This is a genomic window from Sphingobium sp. (genome assembly GCF_048594625.1).
In the GTDB taxonomy this organism is placed as follows: domain Bacteria; phylum Pseudomonadota; class Alphaproteobacteria; order Sphingomonadales; family Sphingomonadaceae; genus Sphingobium.
Window position 1 is genome coordinate 1 of sequence record NZ_JBMDWL010000010.1, and the last position, 17,058, is coordinate 17,058.

The window sequence follows — 17,058 nt, forward strand, 5'->3', positions numbered from 1 at the left end:
GTCGGCGGACGACCGCAAAGCATTGTCGGTCATGGGCCTGCCCGTGGATGCCGACCGCAAGGCGCTGCGCAGTCGTTACACCGAATTGCTGCGCCGTTATCACCCCGACCATAATGGCGGCGACCGCAGCCATGAAGGCGCGTTGCAGGAGGTGATCGAAGCCTATGCCCATTTGCGCAAGGCGGCGGTTTTCGCCTGAATATCCTGTCAAACATCGCTAACTTCTCGCCAATGGCGCATGAAAGTTTTCTGGAAATGCCGCAGTTGAGAAAGAACCGATGCGAGAATAGCGGCGTCAGCGCCTGTAGGACAGCCCTGCCCCCTTGCCCCGGCAGGGTCAGGCTGTCATAGCGCCCGGCCTTCCACGGAGCGGCTATCCGATCGTATCGGATTTCTGTCCCCGATATTTTACTTTACGTCCTTTTCCAGCGCGGCAGGGTGATGTGCCCGCCGTGACAAGATACGACATTCCGGAGATATTGCATGCAAGCGACGCCACGCGCGCTGGGCCTAGATTTCGGCACGACCAACAGCGTCGTCGCACTGGCAAGCGACGGGGAATCGCGGCTGGTGGACTTTGCAGGCGAACAGGCGACCGGCGCGGTGTTCCGGTCCGCCCTGTGTTTCTGGCATGACGACGCGGTCAAGGGCGGCATGGCGCATGAAGCGGGGCCATGGGCGATCGCGGAATATATGGAATATCCCGAAGACAGCCGGTTCCTGCAAAGTTTCAAGTCGGTGGCGGCCAGCCCGATTTTCGAAAGCGCCAATGTGTTCGAAAAGCGGTTCCGGTTCGAGGAACTGGGGCAGATGTTCCTTAACCGCATGATCGGCCATGCGGGCGGCGCGCTGAACCAACGGCCCGAACGGATCGTCGTCGGGCGGCCGGTGGAATATGCCGGATCGCGCCCGGACGAAGCACTGGCTCGCAAACGATACGACGCGATGTTCGACGGGTTCGGGACGGAAGTCCATTATGTCTATGAACCATTGGGCGCGGCGTTCAGCTATGCCAGCCGGATCGACCATGCCGCCACCATTCTGGTCGCCGACTTTGGCGGCGGCACCAGCGACTTTTCGCTGGTGCGGGTGGAGGCGCCGGGGGCGGCGCGGCGCGCGACGCCGCTGGGATCGGCGGGCATCGGCCTGGCCGGCGACCGGTTCGATTATCGCATCCTCGACAATCTGGTGCTGCCGATGCTGGGCAAGGGGGGCGGCTATCAGAGTTTCGGCAAGACGCTGGAAATACCGCGCAGTTATTTCGCGGATTTCGCAGACTGGTCGCGCCTTGCGCTGATGCGCTACCGGCGCACGATGGAGGAACTGGCGCGGTTGCAGAAGACGGCGGCCGATCCGGCAGCGATCGGGCGGATGATCACCGTGATCGAGAAGGAACTGGGCTATCCGCTTTATGATGCTGTGGGAGCGTTGAAGCGCGCCCTGTCGGATCAGGAAAGCGCGACATTCCGTTTTTCGGGCGGCGGGCTGGAGATCGAGCAGAGCGTGTCGCGCGCCGATTTCGAAGGATGGATCGCGCCCGACATCGCCCAGATCGAAGCGACCGTGGACAAGGCGCTGGCCAAGGCCAATGTGACGCCTGATACCATCGACCGGGTATTCCTGACCGGTGGATCGTCGCTGATCCCGGCCATTCGCAACATTTTCCGCGCGCGTTTCGGCGACGACAGACTGGCCACCGGGGGCGAGCTGACATCCATCGCCCATGGGCTGGCGCTGATCGGCGAAGAAGCCAATTTGGCCGAATGGGCCGCTTGATCGGCGGCGGTTAAGACCCCACTGTATCGACACGCGCTTTGAATCTGGGTTAGGGCGCGAATGACTCGCAGAAAGATGACGAACCCGATGACCGATATTTCCAACGTCCAGCCCGATGCCCGCGCCGAAACGCTGCTGGAAGCGCCCGACCGCGAAGTGGATGCGCGCGAAATCTTCGGCATCGACGTCGACATGAAGGTGCCTGCCTTTTCGCAGGCCGATGAGCGCGTGCCCGACCTCGACCCCGCCTATGTGTTCGACCCGGACACCACCTTGGCGATCCTGGCGGGCTTTGCGCATAACCGCCGCGTCATGGTGCAGGGCTATCACGGCACCGGCAAGTCGAGCCATATCGAACAGATTGCCGCGCGCCTGAAATGGCCGTGCATCCGCATCAACCTCGACGCGCATATCAGCCGTATCGACCTGGTCGGTCGCGACGCGATCGTGTTGCAGGACGGGCAGCAGGTGACGCAGTTCAAGGAAGGCCTGTTGCCATGGGCGTTGCAGCGCCCGGTCGCTCTGGTGTTCGACGAATATGATGCCGGTCGCCCCGACGTGATGTTCGTGATCCAGCGCGTGCTGGAAACGGACGGCAAGATGACGCTGCTCGACCAGAATCGCGTGATCCGGCCCAACCCCTATTTCCGCCTGTTCGCGACCGCCAATACCGTGGGCCTGGGCGACACGACGGGGCTTTATCACGGCACGCAGCAGATCAATCAGGGCCAGATGGACCGGTGGAATCTGGTCGTGGCGCTGAATTACCTGCCTGCCGCGACCGAGGCGCAGGTGGTGCTGGCGAAGTCGGGCGAATATGACAGCGAAGGCGGCCGCAAGGAAGTCGAGAATATGATCAAGGTCGCCGAACTGACGCGGCAGGGCTTCATCAACGGCGATATTTCGACCGTAATGTCGCCCCGCACCGTGATCAGCTGGGCGCAGAATGCGCTGATCTTCAAGAATGTCGGCTTCGCCTTCCGCCTGTCCTTCCTCAACAAATGCGATGAGGCGGAACGGGCGCTGGTCGCCGAATATTATCAGCGCGTCTTCGGCAAGGATTTGCCGGAAAGCGTGGCGAGCCGGGCGAACTGACAGGTTCGCCCCGGCCCCTGAAGGTCGGGAGTTTCCATTTATGATCGTCGTCGAACGGATCGACCCAGCAAATGGCATTGGGGGCGGAACCGCGCACCGGATCAGCATTCGCGGGCATGAAATCGTTGCGGACATGTCCGCGCCCGATGGCCATGATGCCGGTCCCGACCCGCACGACCTGTATGATGCGGCATTGGGCGCGTGCAAGGCGATGACCATGTTGTGGTATGCGCAGCGCAACGATATTCCGGTCGAGGATATTCGCGTGGGCGTGGTGCGCGACGCAAGCGAGGAGCGCAAGGGCGTCTACAAGCTCACCACCCGCATCGCGCTGACCGGGCCGATGAGCGACGAGCAGCATGACCGGCTGATCGCGGTGGCGGCCAAATGCCCGGTGCACAAGCTGATGGCGGAAGTGGAAACGCAGATCGAGACGATCGCCGTGCCCCGGCTGCGCGAACCGGAGTAGGCATGAGCGAACGGTCCCCCATCGACGCCTTCAAGGATGTGCTGTCCGGCACCGCGCGCGCGATCACCCGCGATGCGGAGGTGGAGGTGAACTTCACCGCCGACACGCCCCATGCCATCGGCAAGGCGATCAAGGTGCCGACACCCGGCCGCGCCCTGCCCGCCGATCAGGTGGCGCTGGCGCGCGGCTTTGCCGACGCCCATGCGCTGAAGATGCGGCATCATGATCCGAAGGTGCATGCGACGTCCGCCCCCGGTGAGGCGGTCGCGCGCGCGGTGTTCGACGCGGTCGAAACGGCGCGGGTGGAAGCCATCGGCGCACGGGCGATGGAGGGCGTGCGCGCCAACCTGAACCACGCGCTGGAACTGCGGCTGAAATCGGACGCGATCCGCCGGGCGCGGTCTGCGGACGAAGTGCCGCTGTCCACCGCACTGGCGCTGAAGGTGCGCGAGCGGTTGACCGGGCAGGCCATCCCCAAGGATGCGGCGCCCGGCGTCGCCATGGTCGACCAGTGGATCGAGGACAAGGCGGGCACGGACCTGGACGCGCTGTCCATGGCGATCGACGACCAGCGCGCTTTCCAGAAGCTGACGACGGCGATGCTGGAGCATCTGCACCTGATCGACGCCGATGTCCCGCCCGATACGGAAGAGCCTGAATCGCAGGATGAAGGCGAGGACGAAGAGGACGAGCAGGAAGAAGGCGAAAGCGGTCAGGAGGAATCCGGCGACAGCGACATGAACGCCGAAGCCCGCGCCGAGGACAAGGGTGGCGAGACCGAAGAGGGCGACACCGACTATAGCGACGAATTCGACGCCGACAGCGACGAAGGCGCCGACGATATGGGCGAGGACGGCATGATGCCGGTGCGGCCCAACCGGCCGATGTCCGACCTGCCGCCGGGGTTCGATTACAAGGCCTATAGCACCAAGTTCGACGAGGTGGTGGCGCCGGAGGAATTGTGCGACGAGGATGAACTGGTGCGGCTGCGCGGGTTCCTCGACCAGCAGCTGGTGAGTTTGCAGGGCGCGGTGACGAAGCTGGCCAACCGGCTGCAACGGCGATTGATGGCGCAGCAGTCGCGGTCGTGGGACTTCGACCAGGAAGAAGGCATGCTGGACGCGGCACGGCTGGCGCGGATCGTGATCGATCCCACCCGGTCGCTGTCCTACAAGATCGAGCGCGATACCGAATTTCGCGATACCGTCGTCACGCTGCTGATCGACAATTCAGGCTCCATGCGCGGGCGGCCGATCAGCATCGCGGCGATCAGCGCCGACATCATGGCGCGGACGCTGGAACGGTGCGGGGTCAAGACCGAGATTTTGGGCTTTACCACGCGGGCGTGGAAGGGCGGACAGGCACGTGAGGAATGGCTGGCCGCCGGGCGTCCGCCGATGCCGGGGCGTTTGAACGACCTGCGCCATATCGTCTACAAGAAGGCGGACGATCCGTGGCGGCGCGCGCGCAAGAATCTGGGCCTGATGATGCGCGAAGGGCTGCTCAAGGAAAATATCGACGGCGAGGCGCTGCTGTGGGCGCATAGCCGGTTGATCGCGCGGCATGAGGAACGGCGCATCCTGATGGTGATTTCCGATGGTGCGCCGGTGGACGACAGCACATTGTCGGTCAACAGCGGCACCTATCTGGAGCGGCATTTGCGGCAGGTGATCGACTGGATCGAGAACCGGTCGCCGGTGCAGCTGGTCGCGATCGGCATCGGCCATGACGTGACCCGCTATTATCGCCGCGCCGTGACGATCATGGATGCAGAGCAGCTGGGCGGAACCATGGTCGAGCAGCTGGCAGGCCTGTTCGACGAGGATTGATCCCGACATAAGGGGATGACGGAACAGCGTCCGGTCTGAACCCGGACGGATAATCCGCTATTTTCAAAGGAGAGTGATGTGAGTGTCGCCTTTCGTCGCGAGAGCGATGATGAGCATATGGAGCCGAAGTTCGAGCTGCCGATACCGCCCGGACCGAACTGGGTGACAGCGCGCGGATTGCGGCTGACGCGGGAGAGGGTCGAGGCGCTGGAAGCCGTCGATGCCGCCGCCATGGAGGAAGAAGAGGCCAAGAAGCATAAGCGCGTGCTGCGTTACTGGCGCACGCGGCTGGCGACGGCGGAGTTGCGGCCGGTACCGGACGGGGATACCGTCGCGTTCGGGACGCAGGTGACCTATCGCCTCAATCGGCAGGAAAAGAGCGTGGCGCTAGTCGGCGATGACGAGGCCGATCCGCATGACGGGCGCATCAGCTTTTCATCCCCCCTCGCCCGTGCGATGATGGACGCGGAAGTCGGTGAGAAGGTCGATTTCGCCGGGAAGACGGAAGCGTTGAAGATCGTGGCGATTACGGTGATCCGCCAGGACTGACATGCTTTGCCACGCGCCGCTCGATCGAAACCGACGGACGGTTCCATCATAAGAAAAGCCCGCAGGTTTGCGCCAGCGGGCTTTTTCATGACCTGTAAAGCGAATCAAACGCCGCGAGCGGCTTCAAACAGGAACCAGGCGCGCTGTTCGGCCTGATCGGTCCAGTCGTCTACAATGCCTTCGGTCGCATTGTCGCCCGCTTCGGTAGCGGCGGCCTTCACGGCGCGGAAGGTTTCGACCAGTGCCAGATTGTCGTCGCGCAGTTCCTTCAGCATGTCGGCGGGCGACACGAAATCGGCGTCATTGTCCTTGACCGTCTGGTGCCGGGCGATGTCGCCGATCGAACGCAGCGTGACATTGCCGGTCTTGCGCACGCGTTCGGCGATCAGGTCGGTCACGCCCAGAATTTCGGTCGCCTGTTCGTCGAACATCAGATGATAGTCGCGGAAATGCGGGCCGGACACATGCCAGTGGAAATTCTTGGTCTTGAGGTACAGCGCATAGCTGTCCGCCAGCGCGCCGTTGAGTGCTTCGGCCACGGATTTGGTCGCGTTGCTTTTGAGGTCGGTCGGCGTTTTGAGGTCGGGAGCGGTCATTGCATGTCCTCCTGTTGCGTTCGGCAAAATTGATTTCGGACATATAATGATCGGCGGAGCAGATGGTGCCATTTTTTGCGGTGCAAAATCCCGATCAGGCTGATGCACGGGATCGATCTATAAACGGCCCATCGCAGACAGAGCGAGGCAGGCGCCGATGATCAGCAACAGCGCGCCACCTGTCCGGCGGATGGCGCGGACGGGGAGCATGGCCATGATCTGGCCGCGCAGCAACACGACCGGTACGAGCGCTGCGATGATTCCCAGCGCCCCGCCCGCGCCCGCCAGTACCGGATCGGCCGTCCGGGTCGCGATGCCGAGGATCAGAAATTGCGGGCCGTCGCCAAGGAAGAGAATGAAGAGACCAATGGCGCTGGTCAGGAACGCACCGAGCGGCCAGCGCGCCAGCGGATCGGGTGGCCTGACCGGCCAGAACAGGCCCGCCCCCAGAAACAGCACCGACAGTGCCATGAACAAAAGGCGCGCATCCGCCCCCAGCATCGGGCCGATCCAGCCGCCCGCAAAAGCAGATATGGCGGCATTGGCGACCGCCGCGACAATGATGCCGGCGATGATCGCGCCGTTGCGGTCATATCGGGTGGCGAGCGCCAGGACGAGCCATTGCCCCTTGTCCCCGATTTCGCCCAGCAGGCAACCGATCAGAGCAAGCAGCAGCGCGTCCATATGTGGTGCGAATCAGGCGCGCAGCGGGAAAGACGCGACGGGCGCGGCGCGCGGAGCCATGGGGATGATCGTCGCCATCGGCATTTCCGCCACGATGGCGTCGCGCATCAGGTCGAGATAGGTGAGCATGATCGGCCCAAGGCCATGCAGCGACAGGGCCGAATCGAGCATCGCGGCCAGCCCTTCCACCGCGTCCAGATGAAAGGCGCGGGCGATGTGGCGAATCTGGTCCAGTTCGTCCTGAATGCGGGGCGCGGACAGATGCCCGCGCTGATTGGCCAGGCCGTCGACACGGCGCATCAGGTCCGTCAAAATGGCCGGTAATGGATCATGTCGCATCGGAAAATCCCCCGTCTGTCGCCCCATGACGGATCATGCGCCCGATTGGTTAAAGCCATGTAAAGCGTGGATGCGCCGCCATGGACTATGCCGCCAGCCTTGACAGCCGACCGAATCTGCCCCATGGGGCACCGCTGAAACGGGGCGGTCCGCTGTGGGCCGCTTTTCTTTTTACGCTATTTAAGACCAGGGAATAGGGCCATGGCCAAGCCGGCAACCGTCAAGATCCGTCTCGTCAGCTCGGCTGACACTGGCTTCTTCTACGTCACCAAGAAGAATCCGCGCACCAAGACCGAGAAGCTGAGCTTCCGCAAATATGACCCGGTCGCGCGCAAGCATGTCGAATTCAAGGAAGCCAAGATCAAGTAAGCCGCATGCGGGTGCAATGCCCGCGCGCATGATCTTTCGCTGACCGCGAACAGGAAAAGGCCCGTCCCATATGGGAGCGGGCCTTTTCCTGTTGCTGCGCGTGGCGGCGGCGCACGAAAAAGGGGGATGGGCCTTGCGGACCATCATCCCCCTTTTCTCCCCTCCCGACACCGGGAGGGGATGGCGACAAGGATCAGTTGCCGACGGGCTGGCCGTCGGTGCGGCGCACCACGATGGTCGAGGAACGCGGCTGTTGCCCGGCGACCGGCCAGTTGCCCGTCGGATGCTGGATGTTGATGAAGAAGCTCTTGAGATCGGGCGTATAGGCGATGCCGGTGATTTCGCAGCCCAGCGGCCCGACTAGAAAGCGTTTCGACTGCTTGGTCGTCTGGTCGATATAATACATCGAATTATTGCCGAACGCCTGAACCATGTTGGCGGCCGCGCCGTTCAGCGTGCCCGCGTTGCCGGTCAGATTATGGTCGGTCTGCACCCACAGGCGGCCCTGCGGATCGATGCGGATACCGTCGGGGCTGGAGAAATAATCCCCGCTGATATTGCCCTTCAGATTGGCTTCGGCCAGCGTCGGGTTGCCCGCCTGAAGGAAGATTTCCCAGGTGAAGCGGGTCGCGAGCGGCGAATCGCCGGTTTCGCGGAACTTGATGATGTGGCCATGCAGGTTGGTGACGCGCGGATTGGCGGCGTCGGTGACGCGGCGGCCGCTATTGTTGGTCAGCGTCACGAAGATCGCCTGCTTGTTCGGCGCGACCGTGATCCATTCCGGACGGTCCATGATCGTACCGCCAGCGACGCGGGCGGCCGACTGACAGTTGATGAGCACGTCGGACTGGGTGTTGAAATTGACCGTCGTGGGCGCGGCGGGCGTGGTCGACTGGCTGACATTGCCCGGATCGGCGGCACCGGCGACAAGCCCGTTCTGCCCCTGAACCAGCGCGCGCCATTCGCCCGTGCCATCCGCATTGAAACGGGCGACATAGAGCGTGCCATAGTCGAGCAGATTGGTGTTCGCGGCGCGATTGGTCAGGCTGTAGCGGTCGGCCGCCACGAATTTGTAGATGCAGCCCGGCGTCGAATCATCGCCCATGTAGAAAGCGACGCGATTGTCCGAATCGGTCAGATAGGCGACGTTTTCATGGCTGAAGCGGCCCATGGCGGTACGCTTCGTGGCGGGGGCCAGTTCCTGATAGGGATCGATTTCGACCACCCACCCATAGCTGTTGTTGGGTTGGCTCGGATCGAGATAATTGTTCGTCGTTTCTTCGCAGGTGAGGTAGGTGCCCCACGGCGTACGACCGCTGGAACAATTGTTCAGCATGCCGCGAATGGTGGAGGGCAGCGCACCGGCAGCAGGGCCGCCGACACGATAATCAGTGTTGCCGCTATAGCGTTTGTTGAAGCGCGAACCGGCCTTTACCGCGAACTTGCCGTCCGAACCCCTGGCGACTTCGACCACCGCGATGCCGACGGCCGACAGCGCGATCTGCTTCTGTGCGGCGGTGGCGGTGGCGGCGTTATAGCTGCCGCTGGCGAAGAGGATATTATAGTCGGGCAGTTCGAAGTTGATCGCGAGCAGACCGCCATTGTTGGCGTCCGTACCCGACAGTTCGAAATATTCCATGCCGTCATGATTGCCGCCGGCCCATGCCGCCGTCTGGCTGACGCTGGTGGGGAAGGTGCCGTTGACGAAGGCGGTGCCCGCTTCGACCAGATCGCCCGCCTTGAGCAGGACATCGACGGTGTAGCCGGTCGGCACGGTCACGGTGTCGTTGGTGTTGATGGCAACCGACGCGAAGTTGATGGCGTAGCTGGGTGCGGGCGCGGGGGTCGGCGTGGGCGCAGGAGTCGGCGTGGAGCCGCCATTATCGTCACCATCGTCGTCGCACGCGGCCAGCGTGCCCAGCATCGGCAGGATCGACAGGCCCAGCAGGCCGTTCTTGAGTACGCTGCGGCGGCCCGGATTGGCGGCAACGATCGCTTCCAGACTATTGTCGCCAAGTTCGATGGTCGGCTGCGCGTCGCGATAGGGTGCGCGCGCCTCGTCGGTCAGATGAGACATGATATTTCTACCCCTGTGATCAGGCTGTCGGCGGCAGGCCGCGCCTTGGCGCAGGGAGGTGACAGAGTGACATGACGCCAATCCTTCGGAATGGCGGCTTTGCCGTGAAAGAAAAATGACAGGAAAATTAATATTCGGGGGGGGCGCGGTTACAGAAGCGCGTTCACCTGTTCAACGAAGCGCAACACGGAAATGGGTTTGGACACATAGGCCTGCGCCCCGGCAGCGCGGATGCGTTCTTCATCCCCCTGCCCCGCATAGGCGGTAACCGCCATGATCGGCACCGGCGACAGGCGATCGTCGGCTTTCAGCGAAATGATGAGGTCGAGACCGCTCACGTGGGGCAGATGGATGTCGGTGATGACGAGGTCGGGCAGGAAATCCTGCGCCTGCGCCAATACGTCGCGCCCGTCGCGGCAGGCCAGCACGTCATGGCCGTGCGCGCGCAGCAGGTCGCAAAAAAGTTTGAGATTGAGTTCGTTGTCCTCGACAACGAGTACGCGCTTTGCCACCAGTCACCCGCGGTCCGAAATATATGTCCGGAGCGCATCGTCAGCCACCCCGCCCCGAAAGCCGATCATGCGACCCGAACCAGCATATGGCAAGCCAGATAGCGATGCAGACCCCGCCACATTGGCGCTGATGGCGTTGGGATGGGTACTGGGCGACGGACAGCGGGCCGACCGGTTGCTGGCGCTGACGGGGCTGGACGCCGATGCGCTGCGCGCGGGGATCGACAAGCCCGCCATCCTGTGCGCCGTGCTGGGATTTCTGGCCGACCATGAGCCTGACCTGATCGCCTGCGCCGAGGCGATCGGCAGCGACCCAGCCGCGCTGATCGCGGCGCAGGAGCAGTTGAACCGATGACCCGCCCCCTGATCATTACCGATTGCGACGAAGTGCTGCTGCACATGGTCGTACCGTTCCGCCAGTGGCTGGACGAAACCCATGACGTGCATTTCGACATGCGCGAACGCGGCTTTGCCGAAGCGCTGCGCCACAAGGACAGCGGCGTCGTGCTGGAACGCGAACTGGTGTGGGAATTGCTGCTGGCGTTTTTCGAAACGGAAATGCACCGGCAGATGCCGATCGCAGGCGCGATCGAGGCGCTGCACCGGCTGTCCGCCATGGCCGACATCGTCGTGCTGACCAACATTACGGAGCGGCACCAGCAGGCGCGGACAGAGCAGTTGCAGTCCCACGGCATCACCCTGCCCGTCCAGTGGAATCAGGGCGGCAAGGGGCGACCGCTGGCGAAGATCGTGGCGGAACGGCAACCCAGCGTCGCGCTGTTCATCGACGATCTGGCCGAACATCATCATTCGGTCGCCATCCATGCACCCGATGTCTGGCGGCTGCATCTGGTGGGCGAGCCGGAAATCGCGGAATATGTCGACGATGCGGACCACGCCCATGCCCGGATCGACAATTGGGCGGCGGCCGAGACATGGATCGTCGAAAAGCTGGCGCAAGGGCCGGTCCCCATTCCCACACCCATGAACAACGGAGTCCTTTCATGAGCATCGAAGCCCGCCTGACCGAACTGGGCATCACCCTGCCTGTCGCCGCCGCGCCCGTCGCCGCCTATGTCGCAGCGGTGGAGGCCAATGGCCTGCTGCATGTTTCCGGGCAGATCGCGCTGGCGCCCGACGGCCTTATGACCGGCCGCCTGGGGGAAGACCGCGACCTCGACTATGGCGTTGCGGCGGCGCGCGTATGCGGCCTGAACCTGATCGCGCAGATGAAGGCGGCGCTGGGGTCGCTGGACCGGGTCGAACGGATCGTGAAACTGGGCGCGTTCATCAGCAGCGCGCCGGGCTTTACCGACCAGCCAAAGGTCGCCAATGGCGCGTCCGAACTGATGGTGGAAGTGTTCGGCGACGCGGGCAAGCATGCGCGCAGCGCCGTGGGCGTGCCGGTGTTGCCGCTGGGCGCGGTGGTCGAAATCGACGCGGTGGTGCTTGTCAAAGCAGCGGCCTGAAGGTTTGACGGTCTCTGGCCGCTGGCCTGACTGGCTGACCGCCCGGCCCTTTGCCCATCGCGGATTGCATGGGGCCGGGATCAGCGAAAACGGGATGGCGGCGTTCGACGCCGCCATCGCCGCCGGTCATGGCATAGAATGCGATGTCCGGGCGAGCCGGGACGGTGTCGCCTTCGTCTTTCACGACGCGACGCTGAGACGGATGACGGGACGGGATGCGGCGATCGCCGATCTGGATGCCGCGCACATCGATGCCATCACCCTGCCCGATGGCGGCGCGATCCCGCGCCTGTCCACCCTGCTGGCGCGGTGCGATGGCCATGTGCCGTTGCTGGTAGAGATCAAGGCGGAGCAGGCATTTACGCCCATATGTGAAGCGGTGGCCCGCGATCTGGCCGACTGGCCCGGTGCGCCGGTGGCGATCATGTCCTTTCATCCGCGGGTCGTGCGATGGTTTGCGAAACGGCGGCATGAACGGGTGCGCGGGATTGTCCTGACACAGCAGGGCAAGGGGTGGCTGCGCGGGCGGATCGAACGCGCCCTTGCACTTTGGCTGTCGAAACCCGATTTTCTGGCCTGTGATATTCGCGACCTGCCATCCAACCTGTCCCGCAATGCCCGAAAAAGGGGCATGGCCGTGCTGACATGGACCGTGCGCAGCGAAAGCGATCGGGCGCGCGCCGCCGCCCATGCCGACCGCCCCATTTACGAGCGCGCCGATGACTGATGTGACGGTGCGGATCGGGTCGGGCGTGGCCGATTTCGATAGGGCGCAATGGGACGCCTGCGCAGGCGACGCCAATCCTTTCATCAGTTGGGACTTTCTGGCCGCGCTGGAACGATCCGGCAGCGTGGGCGAAGGGACGGGATGGCAACCGTTGCCCATCGTGATCGACGGGCCGGACGGACGGATCGCCGCCGCCGCCCCCGCCTATGGCAAGAGCCACAGCCAGGGCGAATATGTGTTCGACCATAGCTGGGCCGATGCGTGGGAACGGGCGGGCGGCCGCTATTATCCCAAGATCCAGATTGCCGCGCCCTTTTCCCCCGTGCCGGGGCCAAGGCTGTTGCTGCGCGATCCCGCACAGGCGCCCGCACTGATCGCGGGGATCGAGATGCTGGTCGATCGCAACCGGTTATCGTCCGCCCATGCGACCTTCATCGATCCCGATCAGGTGGCGATGTTCGAAGCGGCAGGGTGGCTGATCCGCGAAGACAGCCAGTTTCACTGGACCAATCGCGGCTATGGCGGCTTTGCCGATTTTCTGGCCGACCTGTCGAGCGAGAAGCGCAAGAATATCCGCAAGGAACGCGCGCGCGCGGTCGAGGGGCTGGACATCGTCCACCTGACCGGCGGCGATATCAGCGAAGCGCATTGGGACATATTCTGGGATTTCTATCAGGATACCGGCGCGCGCAAATGGGGGCAGCCCTATCTGACCCGCGACTTCTTCTCCATTTTGGGGGAGACTATGGCGGATCGGGTGCTGTTGATCCTGGCGCTGCGCGACGGGCAGCCGATTGCGGGCGCGCTGAACCTGATCGGCGGCGACACGCTCTATGGCCGTTATTGGGGGTGCACGCAGGACGTCCCCAACCTGCATTTCGAACTTTGCTATTATCAGGCGATCGATGCCGCCATCGCGCGCGGCCTGCACAAGGTGGAGGCAGGCGCGCAGGGCGGGCACAAACTGGCGCGGGGCTATGCCCCCGAACCGACCTATTCGGCCCATTATCTGCCCAATGCGGGTTTCCGCCGCGCCGTCGCCGATTTTCTGGCGGCGGAACGCGAAGGGGTGCAGCAGGACAGGCTGTGGCTGAAGTCGCGGACGCCCTTCAGGAAGGGCGGCGAGGGATCAGGCGGCGCGCAGCTGCCCTGAAACCATGGCGGACGCGATGATGGCGCGGGCCTGACGCTGAGCTTCGGCGATTTCGCGCGCAGTCATTTCTTCGGCGATTTCGGCGCGCATCGACTGGCCCATTTCGCTGCCCCGCGATGCGGCGAGATTGAACCATTTATGGGCTTCGATGAGGTCGATCGGCAGATCGCCCGTGCCACAACTATAGGCCATGCCTAGATCGAAACAGTCTTCCGCCGAACCGTAAGTCGCCCGCGACCGGCGGGCTTCCATGAGAAATTGTGCGCTCTTGATGCTGTTGCCCATGTGATGTTCCCCCTTATTCCAAAACTAGCTCAATGGATTTCGACCCCTTTTTTCACGAAGATCAGACTGGACCGGGAAGCGATAAAAAATGGTTAACGTCATCTTCGCCATGGTTGCAGTTGGTTGGGCGCGATCCCGGGCGGGGTTGCAAACTTCTTTGGCGCAGGTGACGGATTGGCACTGGCGCCCATGCGCGGTTGTCCGCATAGCCGGGGCATGACCCAAACGCCCCCTGCTTCGCCGGACCCAGCGCGCAAGGACATCCAGTTCCGCGAATTCGTGCTGATGTGTGCCTGTCTGATGGCGACCAATGCGCTGTCGATCGACCCGATGCTGCCCGCGCTGCCCGAAATCGGGCGTGATCTGGCAATCCCGCATCCCAATGACCGGCAGCTGATCATCAGCACCTATTTTCTGGGACTGGGCATCGGGTCGTTGCTGTTCGGCGTCCTGTCGGACCGGTTCGGACGCAAGATCGTGCTGGGCAGCGCGCTGGCGCTGTTCGCGCTGTCCACGATGATCTGCGCCACGTCCCAGAATTTCGCGATGATGCTGATCGGCCGAACCAGCGCCGGCTTCTTTGCCGGGTCGAGCCGCGTCATCACCGTTAGCATCGTGCGCGACCGCTTTCATGGCGACGCGATGGCGCGGGTGATGTCGCTGATTTTTGCCGTGTTCATGCTGATCCCCGTCGTCGCGCCCAGTTTCGGGCAGGCGATATTGTGGGTCGCGCCATGGCGCTGGATTTTCTGGGTGCTGGTCATATTAGCATCCCTGTTCCTGATCTGGATGGCGTTGCGCCTGCCCGAAACGCTGGCGCCCGAAAATCGCGTGCCGATCAGCCTGCGCAACATGGCGCAGACCGTAGGGCTGGTGCTGCGCACGCGCAGTTCCATCGGCTATATGCTGGCGAGCGGCGTGGTGATGGGGGGCCTGATCGGCTTCATCCTGTCGGTGCAGCAGATATTCTTCGACGTGTTCGACGCGCAGGATATTTTCCCGATCGGCTTTGCGATGATCGCAGGCTGCATGGGGCTGGGCAGTCTGATCAACAGCCGCCTGGTGTCGCGTTTCGGCGCGCGGCGGATGAGTCAGGGTGCGCTGATCGCCTTCATCGCCATCGCCGCCGTGCATATGGCAGTGATCTGGGCCGGTCTGGAAACGCTGGTGACGTTCATGGCGCTTCAGTCGATGACGATGCTGACCGTCGCCTTCACCGCGTCCAATTTCAGCGCCATTTCGATGGAGCCATTCCACAAGGGCGCGGGGGTGGCGTCATCCTTTCAGGCATTTCTGACCACCGCATTGTCGGCGGCGCTGGGCAGCATGGTCGGGCGCGCTTTCGATGGCACCACCATGCCCTTCACCACCGGATTGCTGGTGTTTGGCACATTGTCGTTCCTGATCGTGATCTGGGCCGAACGAGGCAGGCTGTTCACCCGGCCCAACAACGCCGCGCTGCGCAAACCGGACGGCGATTTTCATTGAAGCGATGCACGCGGAACTAAAAAAAACGGGGCGGAAAACCGCCCCGTTTTTTTGAGCATTCTGCCGTCATCTGAGAGCAGATGACGGCTGGCACAATAGGATCAGGCGTCCCGACCGCCCGGCGTGGGTGCGCCCGGCAGCGGGGGCACGGGCTGGGGCGGGACGTCGCCGTCACCTTCCGCCACGTCCACCACGCCGCGGCCGACATGGCTACGGCTGCGGCTATAGGCGAAATAGACGATCAGGCCGACGGTGGCCCAGCCGACGAACATCAGCTTGGTTTCGACGCCCAGGCTCCAGAAGAGATAGGCGCAACCGGCAATCGCGATCGGCGCGGTAACGTAGATGGCAGGCGTGCGGAAAGGCCGCTTGCGATCCGCGTCGGTCTTGCGCAGGCGCATCACCGCGATCGACACGGCGGCAAAGGCGAACAGCGTGCCGGAGTTGGAGATGTCCGCCAGAATGCCGACCGGGAAGAAGGCGGCGAACAGAGCCACGAAGATGCCGGTCAGAATGGTGATGACATGGGGCGTCTTGTAGGTCGGATGCACCTTCGAGAACATGGCGGGCAGCAGACCGTCGCGGCTCATGACGAAGAAGATGCGGGTCTGGCCGAACATCATCATCAGGATGACCGAAGGCAGGGCAAGACCGGCGGCGAGGCCGAGCAGGTTGCCGATCTGGGGCCAGCCAATTTCGCGCAGGGTCCAGGCAAGCGCTTCCTTCGAACAGGTGACCGCTTCGGTGCCTGCGGCGGCCAGCGCCGCGCACTGTTGCGACAGGGCGGTGGAACCGGGAGCAAGGGCGACGCCGCCCTGTGCGATGGCGATGCCGCCTTCCGTCACGGGCTGCGCACCGACGGTGCCGATGACGCCCGCGGCAACCAGCATGTAGAAAATGGTGCAGATGGCGAGCGAACCGATCAGACCGATCGGCATATTGCGTTGCGGATTCTTGGTTTCTTCAGCGGCGGTCGAAACGGCGTCGAAGCCGACATAGGCGAAGAAGATCGAAGCGGCGGCCGCCGAAATGCCGGAGAAGCCGAGCGGTGCGAATGGCGTGAACTTGTCCATGTTGATGACCGGAAGGGCCAGGACGATGAAGAGGGTCAGGGCCGATACCTTGATCGCCACCAGCACCGCGTTGACCGTCGCGCTTTCCTTCGTTCCGATCACGAGCAGCCAGGTGACCAGCGAGGCGATCAGCATCGCGGGCAGGTTGACCATGCCGCCGTCGAACGGCCCGCGCGTCAGCAGATCGGGTATGTCCAAGTGGAATGTATGTTCGATAAGCCCGACCACATAACCGGACCAGCCGACCGACACGGCACCCGCCGCGACGGCATATTCCAGAATCAGCGCCCAGCCGACCATCCATGCGATGAGTTCGCCCATGACGGCATAGCTGTAGGTGTAGGCGGAACCGGAAACCGGCACCATGGCCGCCATTTCGGCGTAGCAGAGCGCAGCCACGGCGCAGACGAAACCGGCGATGACGAAGGAAAGCATCATGCCCGGCCCGGCCTTTTGCGCGGCCTCCGCCGTCAGGACGAAGATGCCGGTGCCGATGACCGCACCGATGCCCAGCATGGTCAGCTGGAACGCGCCCAGCGACCGGTGCAGCGATTTCTTCTCCGCCGTC

20 protein-coding genes are annotated in these 17,058 nt (G+C 63.4%); 13 read left to right on the plus strand and 7 right to left on the minus strand.

Going from position 1 to position 17,058, the window contains the following annotated elements; translation table 11 throughout:
* From ACOJSJ_RS01155 to ACOJSJ_RS01180, 6 genes are all read left to right on the plus strand, one after another.
* Positions 1-199: DnaJ domain-containing protein (locus ACOJSJ_RS01155; RefSeq protein WP_420143150.1), on the plus strand; the 199-nt coding region annotated here is incomplete at its 5' end.
* Between the two features lie 284 nt (positions 200-483).
* A complete protein-coding gene (locus ACOJSJ_RS01160; protein WP_420143151.1) occupies positions 484-1,776 on the plus strand; it encodes an Hsp70 family protein in 1,293 nt (430 codons plus the stop codon).
* A gap of 87 nt (positions 1,777-1,863) precedes the next feature.
* A complete protein-coding gene (cobS, locus tag ACOJSJ_RS01165) occupies positions 1,864-2,871 on the plus strand; it encodes a cobaltochelatase subunit CobS (RefSeq protein ID WP_420143152.1) in 1,008 nt (335 codons plus the stop codon).
* Between the two features lie 133 nt (positions 2,872-3,004).
* The gene (locus ACOJSJ_RS01170; RefSeq protein ID WP_420143153.1) at positions 3,005-3,340 is read left to right on the plus strand and encodes an OsmC family protein; all 336 of its coding nucleotides are present in this window, start codon (positions 3,005-3,007) and stop codon (positions 3,338-3,340) included.
* Between the two features lie 2 nt (positions 3,341-3,342).
* The gene (cobT, locus tag ACOJSJ_RS01175) at positions 3,343-5,169 is read left to right on the plus strand and encodes a cobaltochelatase subunit CobT (protein WP_420143154.1); all 1,827 of its coding nucleotides are present in this window, start codon (positions 3,343-3,345) and stop codon (positions 5,167-5,169) included.
* Between the two features lie 78 nt (positions 5,170-5,247).
* Complete coding sequence (locus ACOJSJ_RS01180) at positions 5,248-5,718, plus strand: GreA/GreB family elongation factor (RefSeq protein ID WP_420143155.1); 471 nt, start codon at positions 5,248-5,250, stop codon at positions 5,716-5,718.
* A gap of 104 nt (positions 5,719-5,822) precedes the next feature.
* On the opposite strand, the gene ACOJSJ_RS01185 is transcribed toward ACOJSJ_RS01180, so the two are convergent.
* The 3 genes from ACOJSJ_RS01185 to ACOJSJ_RS01195 form a co-directional block, all read right to left on the minus strand.
* Positions 5,823-6,314, minus strand: coding sequence for a Dps family protein (locus tag ACOJSJ_RS01185; RefSeq protein ID WP_420143156.1), 492 nt, complete (start codon positions 6,312-6,314; stop codon positions 5,823-5,825).
* A gap of 117 nt (positions 6,315-6,431) precedes the next feature.
* Complete coding sequence (locus ACOJSJ_RS01190) at positions 6,432-6,998, minus strand: TMEM165/GDT1 family protein (RefSeq protein ID WP_420143157.1); 567 nt, start codon at positions 6,996-6,998, stop codon at positions 6,432-6,434.
* Between the two features lie 12 nt (positions 6,999-7,010).
* Positions 7,011-7,337: a hypothetical protein gene (locus tag ACOJSJ_RS01195; RefSeq protein ID WP_420143158.1), complete on the minus strand. Its 327-nt coding sequence runs from the start codon at positions 7,335-7,337 to the stop codon at positions 7,011-7,013.
* A gap of 201 nt (positions 7,338-7,538) precedes the next feature.
* Between ACOJSJ_RS01195 and rpmG the strand changes: the two genes are divergently transcribed.
* Positions 7,539-7,706 carry a 50S ribosomal protein L33 gene (gene rpmG / locus ACOJSJ_RS01200; RefSeq protein WP_021226203.1) on the plus strand — a complete coding sequence of 56 codons (168 nt, stop codon included), beginning with the start codon at positions 7,539-7,541 and terminating at the stop codon, positions 7,704-7,706.
* Positions 7,707-7,899: 193 nt separating this feature from the next.
* Here the strand turns inward: rpmG and ACOJSJ_RS01205 are convergent, their stop codons facing one another.
* Positions 7,900-9,783: a PhoX family protein gene (locus tag ACOJSJ_RS01205; protein WP_420143159.1), complete on the minus strand. Its 1,884-nt coding sequence runs from the start codon at positions 9,781-9,783 to the stop codon at positions 7,900-7,902.
* A 149-nt stretch (positions 9,784-9,932) separates the two neighbouring features.
* A complete protein-coding gene (locus ACOJSJ_RS01210) occupies positions 9,933-10,295 on the minus strand; it encodes a response regulator (protein ID WP_420143160.1) in 363 nt (120 codons plus the stop codon).
* 67 nt (positions 10,296-10,362) lie between these two features.
* Between ACOJSJ_RS01210 and ACOJSJ_RS01215 the strand changes: the two genes are divergently transcribed.
* From ACOJSJ_RS01215 to ACOJSJ_RS01235, 5 genes are all read left to right on the plus strand, one after another.
* Complete coding sequence (locus ACOJSJ_RS01215; protein ID WP_420143161.1) at positions 10,363-10,650, plus strand: DUF3572 domain-containing protein; 288 nt, start codon at positions 10,363-10,365, stop codon at positions 10,648-10,650.
* Positions 10,647-11,303, plus strand: a complete 657-nt coding sequence (locus tag ACOJSJ_RS01220; RefSeq protein WP_420143162.1) for an HAD family hydrolase — start codon at positions 10,647-10,649, stop codon at positions 11,301-11,303. Before ACOJSJ_RS01215 ends, ACOJSJ_RS01220 begins: the two co-directional genes overlap by 4 nt.
* Positions 11,300-11,764 (plus strand): RidA family protein, encoded by a 465-nt coding sequence (locus tag ACOJSJ_RS01225; protein WP_420143163.1) that lies wholly within the window; start codon positions 11,300-11,302, stop codon positions 11,762-11,764. The genes ACOJSJ_RS01220 and ACOJSJ_RS01225 overlap by 4 nt, the downstream gene beginning before the upstream one ends.
* A gap of 94 nt (positions 11,765-11,858) precedes the next feature.
* The gene (locus ACOJSJ_RS01230; protein ID WP_420143164.1) at positions 11,859-12,491 is read left to right on the plus strand and encodes a glycerophosphodiester phosphodiesterase family protein; all 633 of its coding nucleotides are present in this window, start codon (positions 11,859-11,861) and stop codon (positions 12,489-12,491) included.
* Entirely contained in the window at positions 12,484-13,644 is a 1,161-nt protein-coding gene (locus ACOJSJ_RS01235) for a GNAT family N-acetyltransferase (protein ID WP_420143165.1), read from the plus strand. The genes ACOJSJ_RS01230 and ACOJSJ_RS01235 overlap by 8 nt, the downstream gene beginning before the upstream one ends.
* Here ACOJSJ_RS01235 and ACOJSJ_RS01240 read toward each other — a convergent pair.
* Positions 13,621-13,929 (minus strand): hypothetical protein, encoded by a 309-nt coding sequence (locus tag ACOJSJ_RS01240; RefSeq protein ID WP_420143166.1) that lies wholly within the window; start codon positions 13,927-13,929, stop codon positions 13,621-13,623. The two genes, ACOJSJ_RS01235 and ACOJSJ_RS01240, sit on opposite strands and share 24 nt — an antisense overlap.
* Before the next feature lie 216 nt (positions 13,930-14,145).
* On the opposite strand from ACOJSJ_RS01240, the gene ACOJSJ_RS01245 reads away from it, so the two are divergent.
* Positions 14,146-15,417, plus strand: a complete 1,272-nt coding sequence (locus ACOJSJ_RS01245) for a multidrug effflux MFS transporter (protein WP_420143167.1) — start codon at positions 14,146-14,148, stop codon at positions 15,415-15,417.
* Positions 15,418-15,518: 101 nt separating this feature from the next.
* On the opposite strand, the gene ACOJSJ_RS01250 is transcribed toward ACOJSJ_RS01245, so the two are convergent.
* Positions 15,519-17,058, minus strand: a 1,540-nt coding sequence (locus ACOJSJ_RS01250) for an amino acid permease (RefSeq protein WP_420143168.1), incomplete at its 5' end; no start/stop codon positions are given.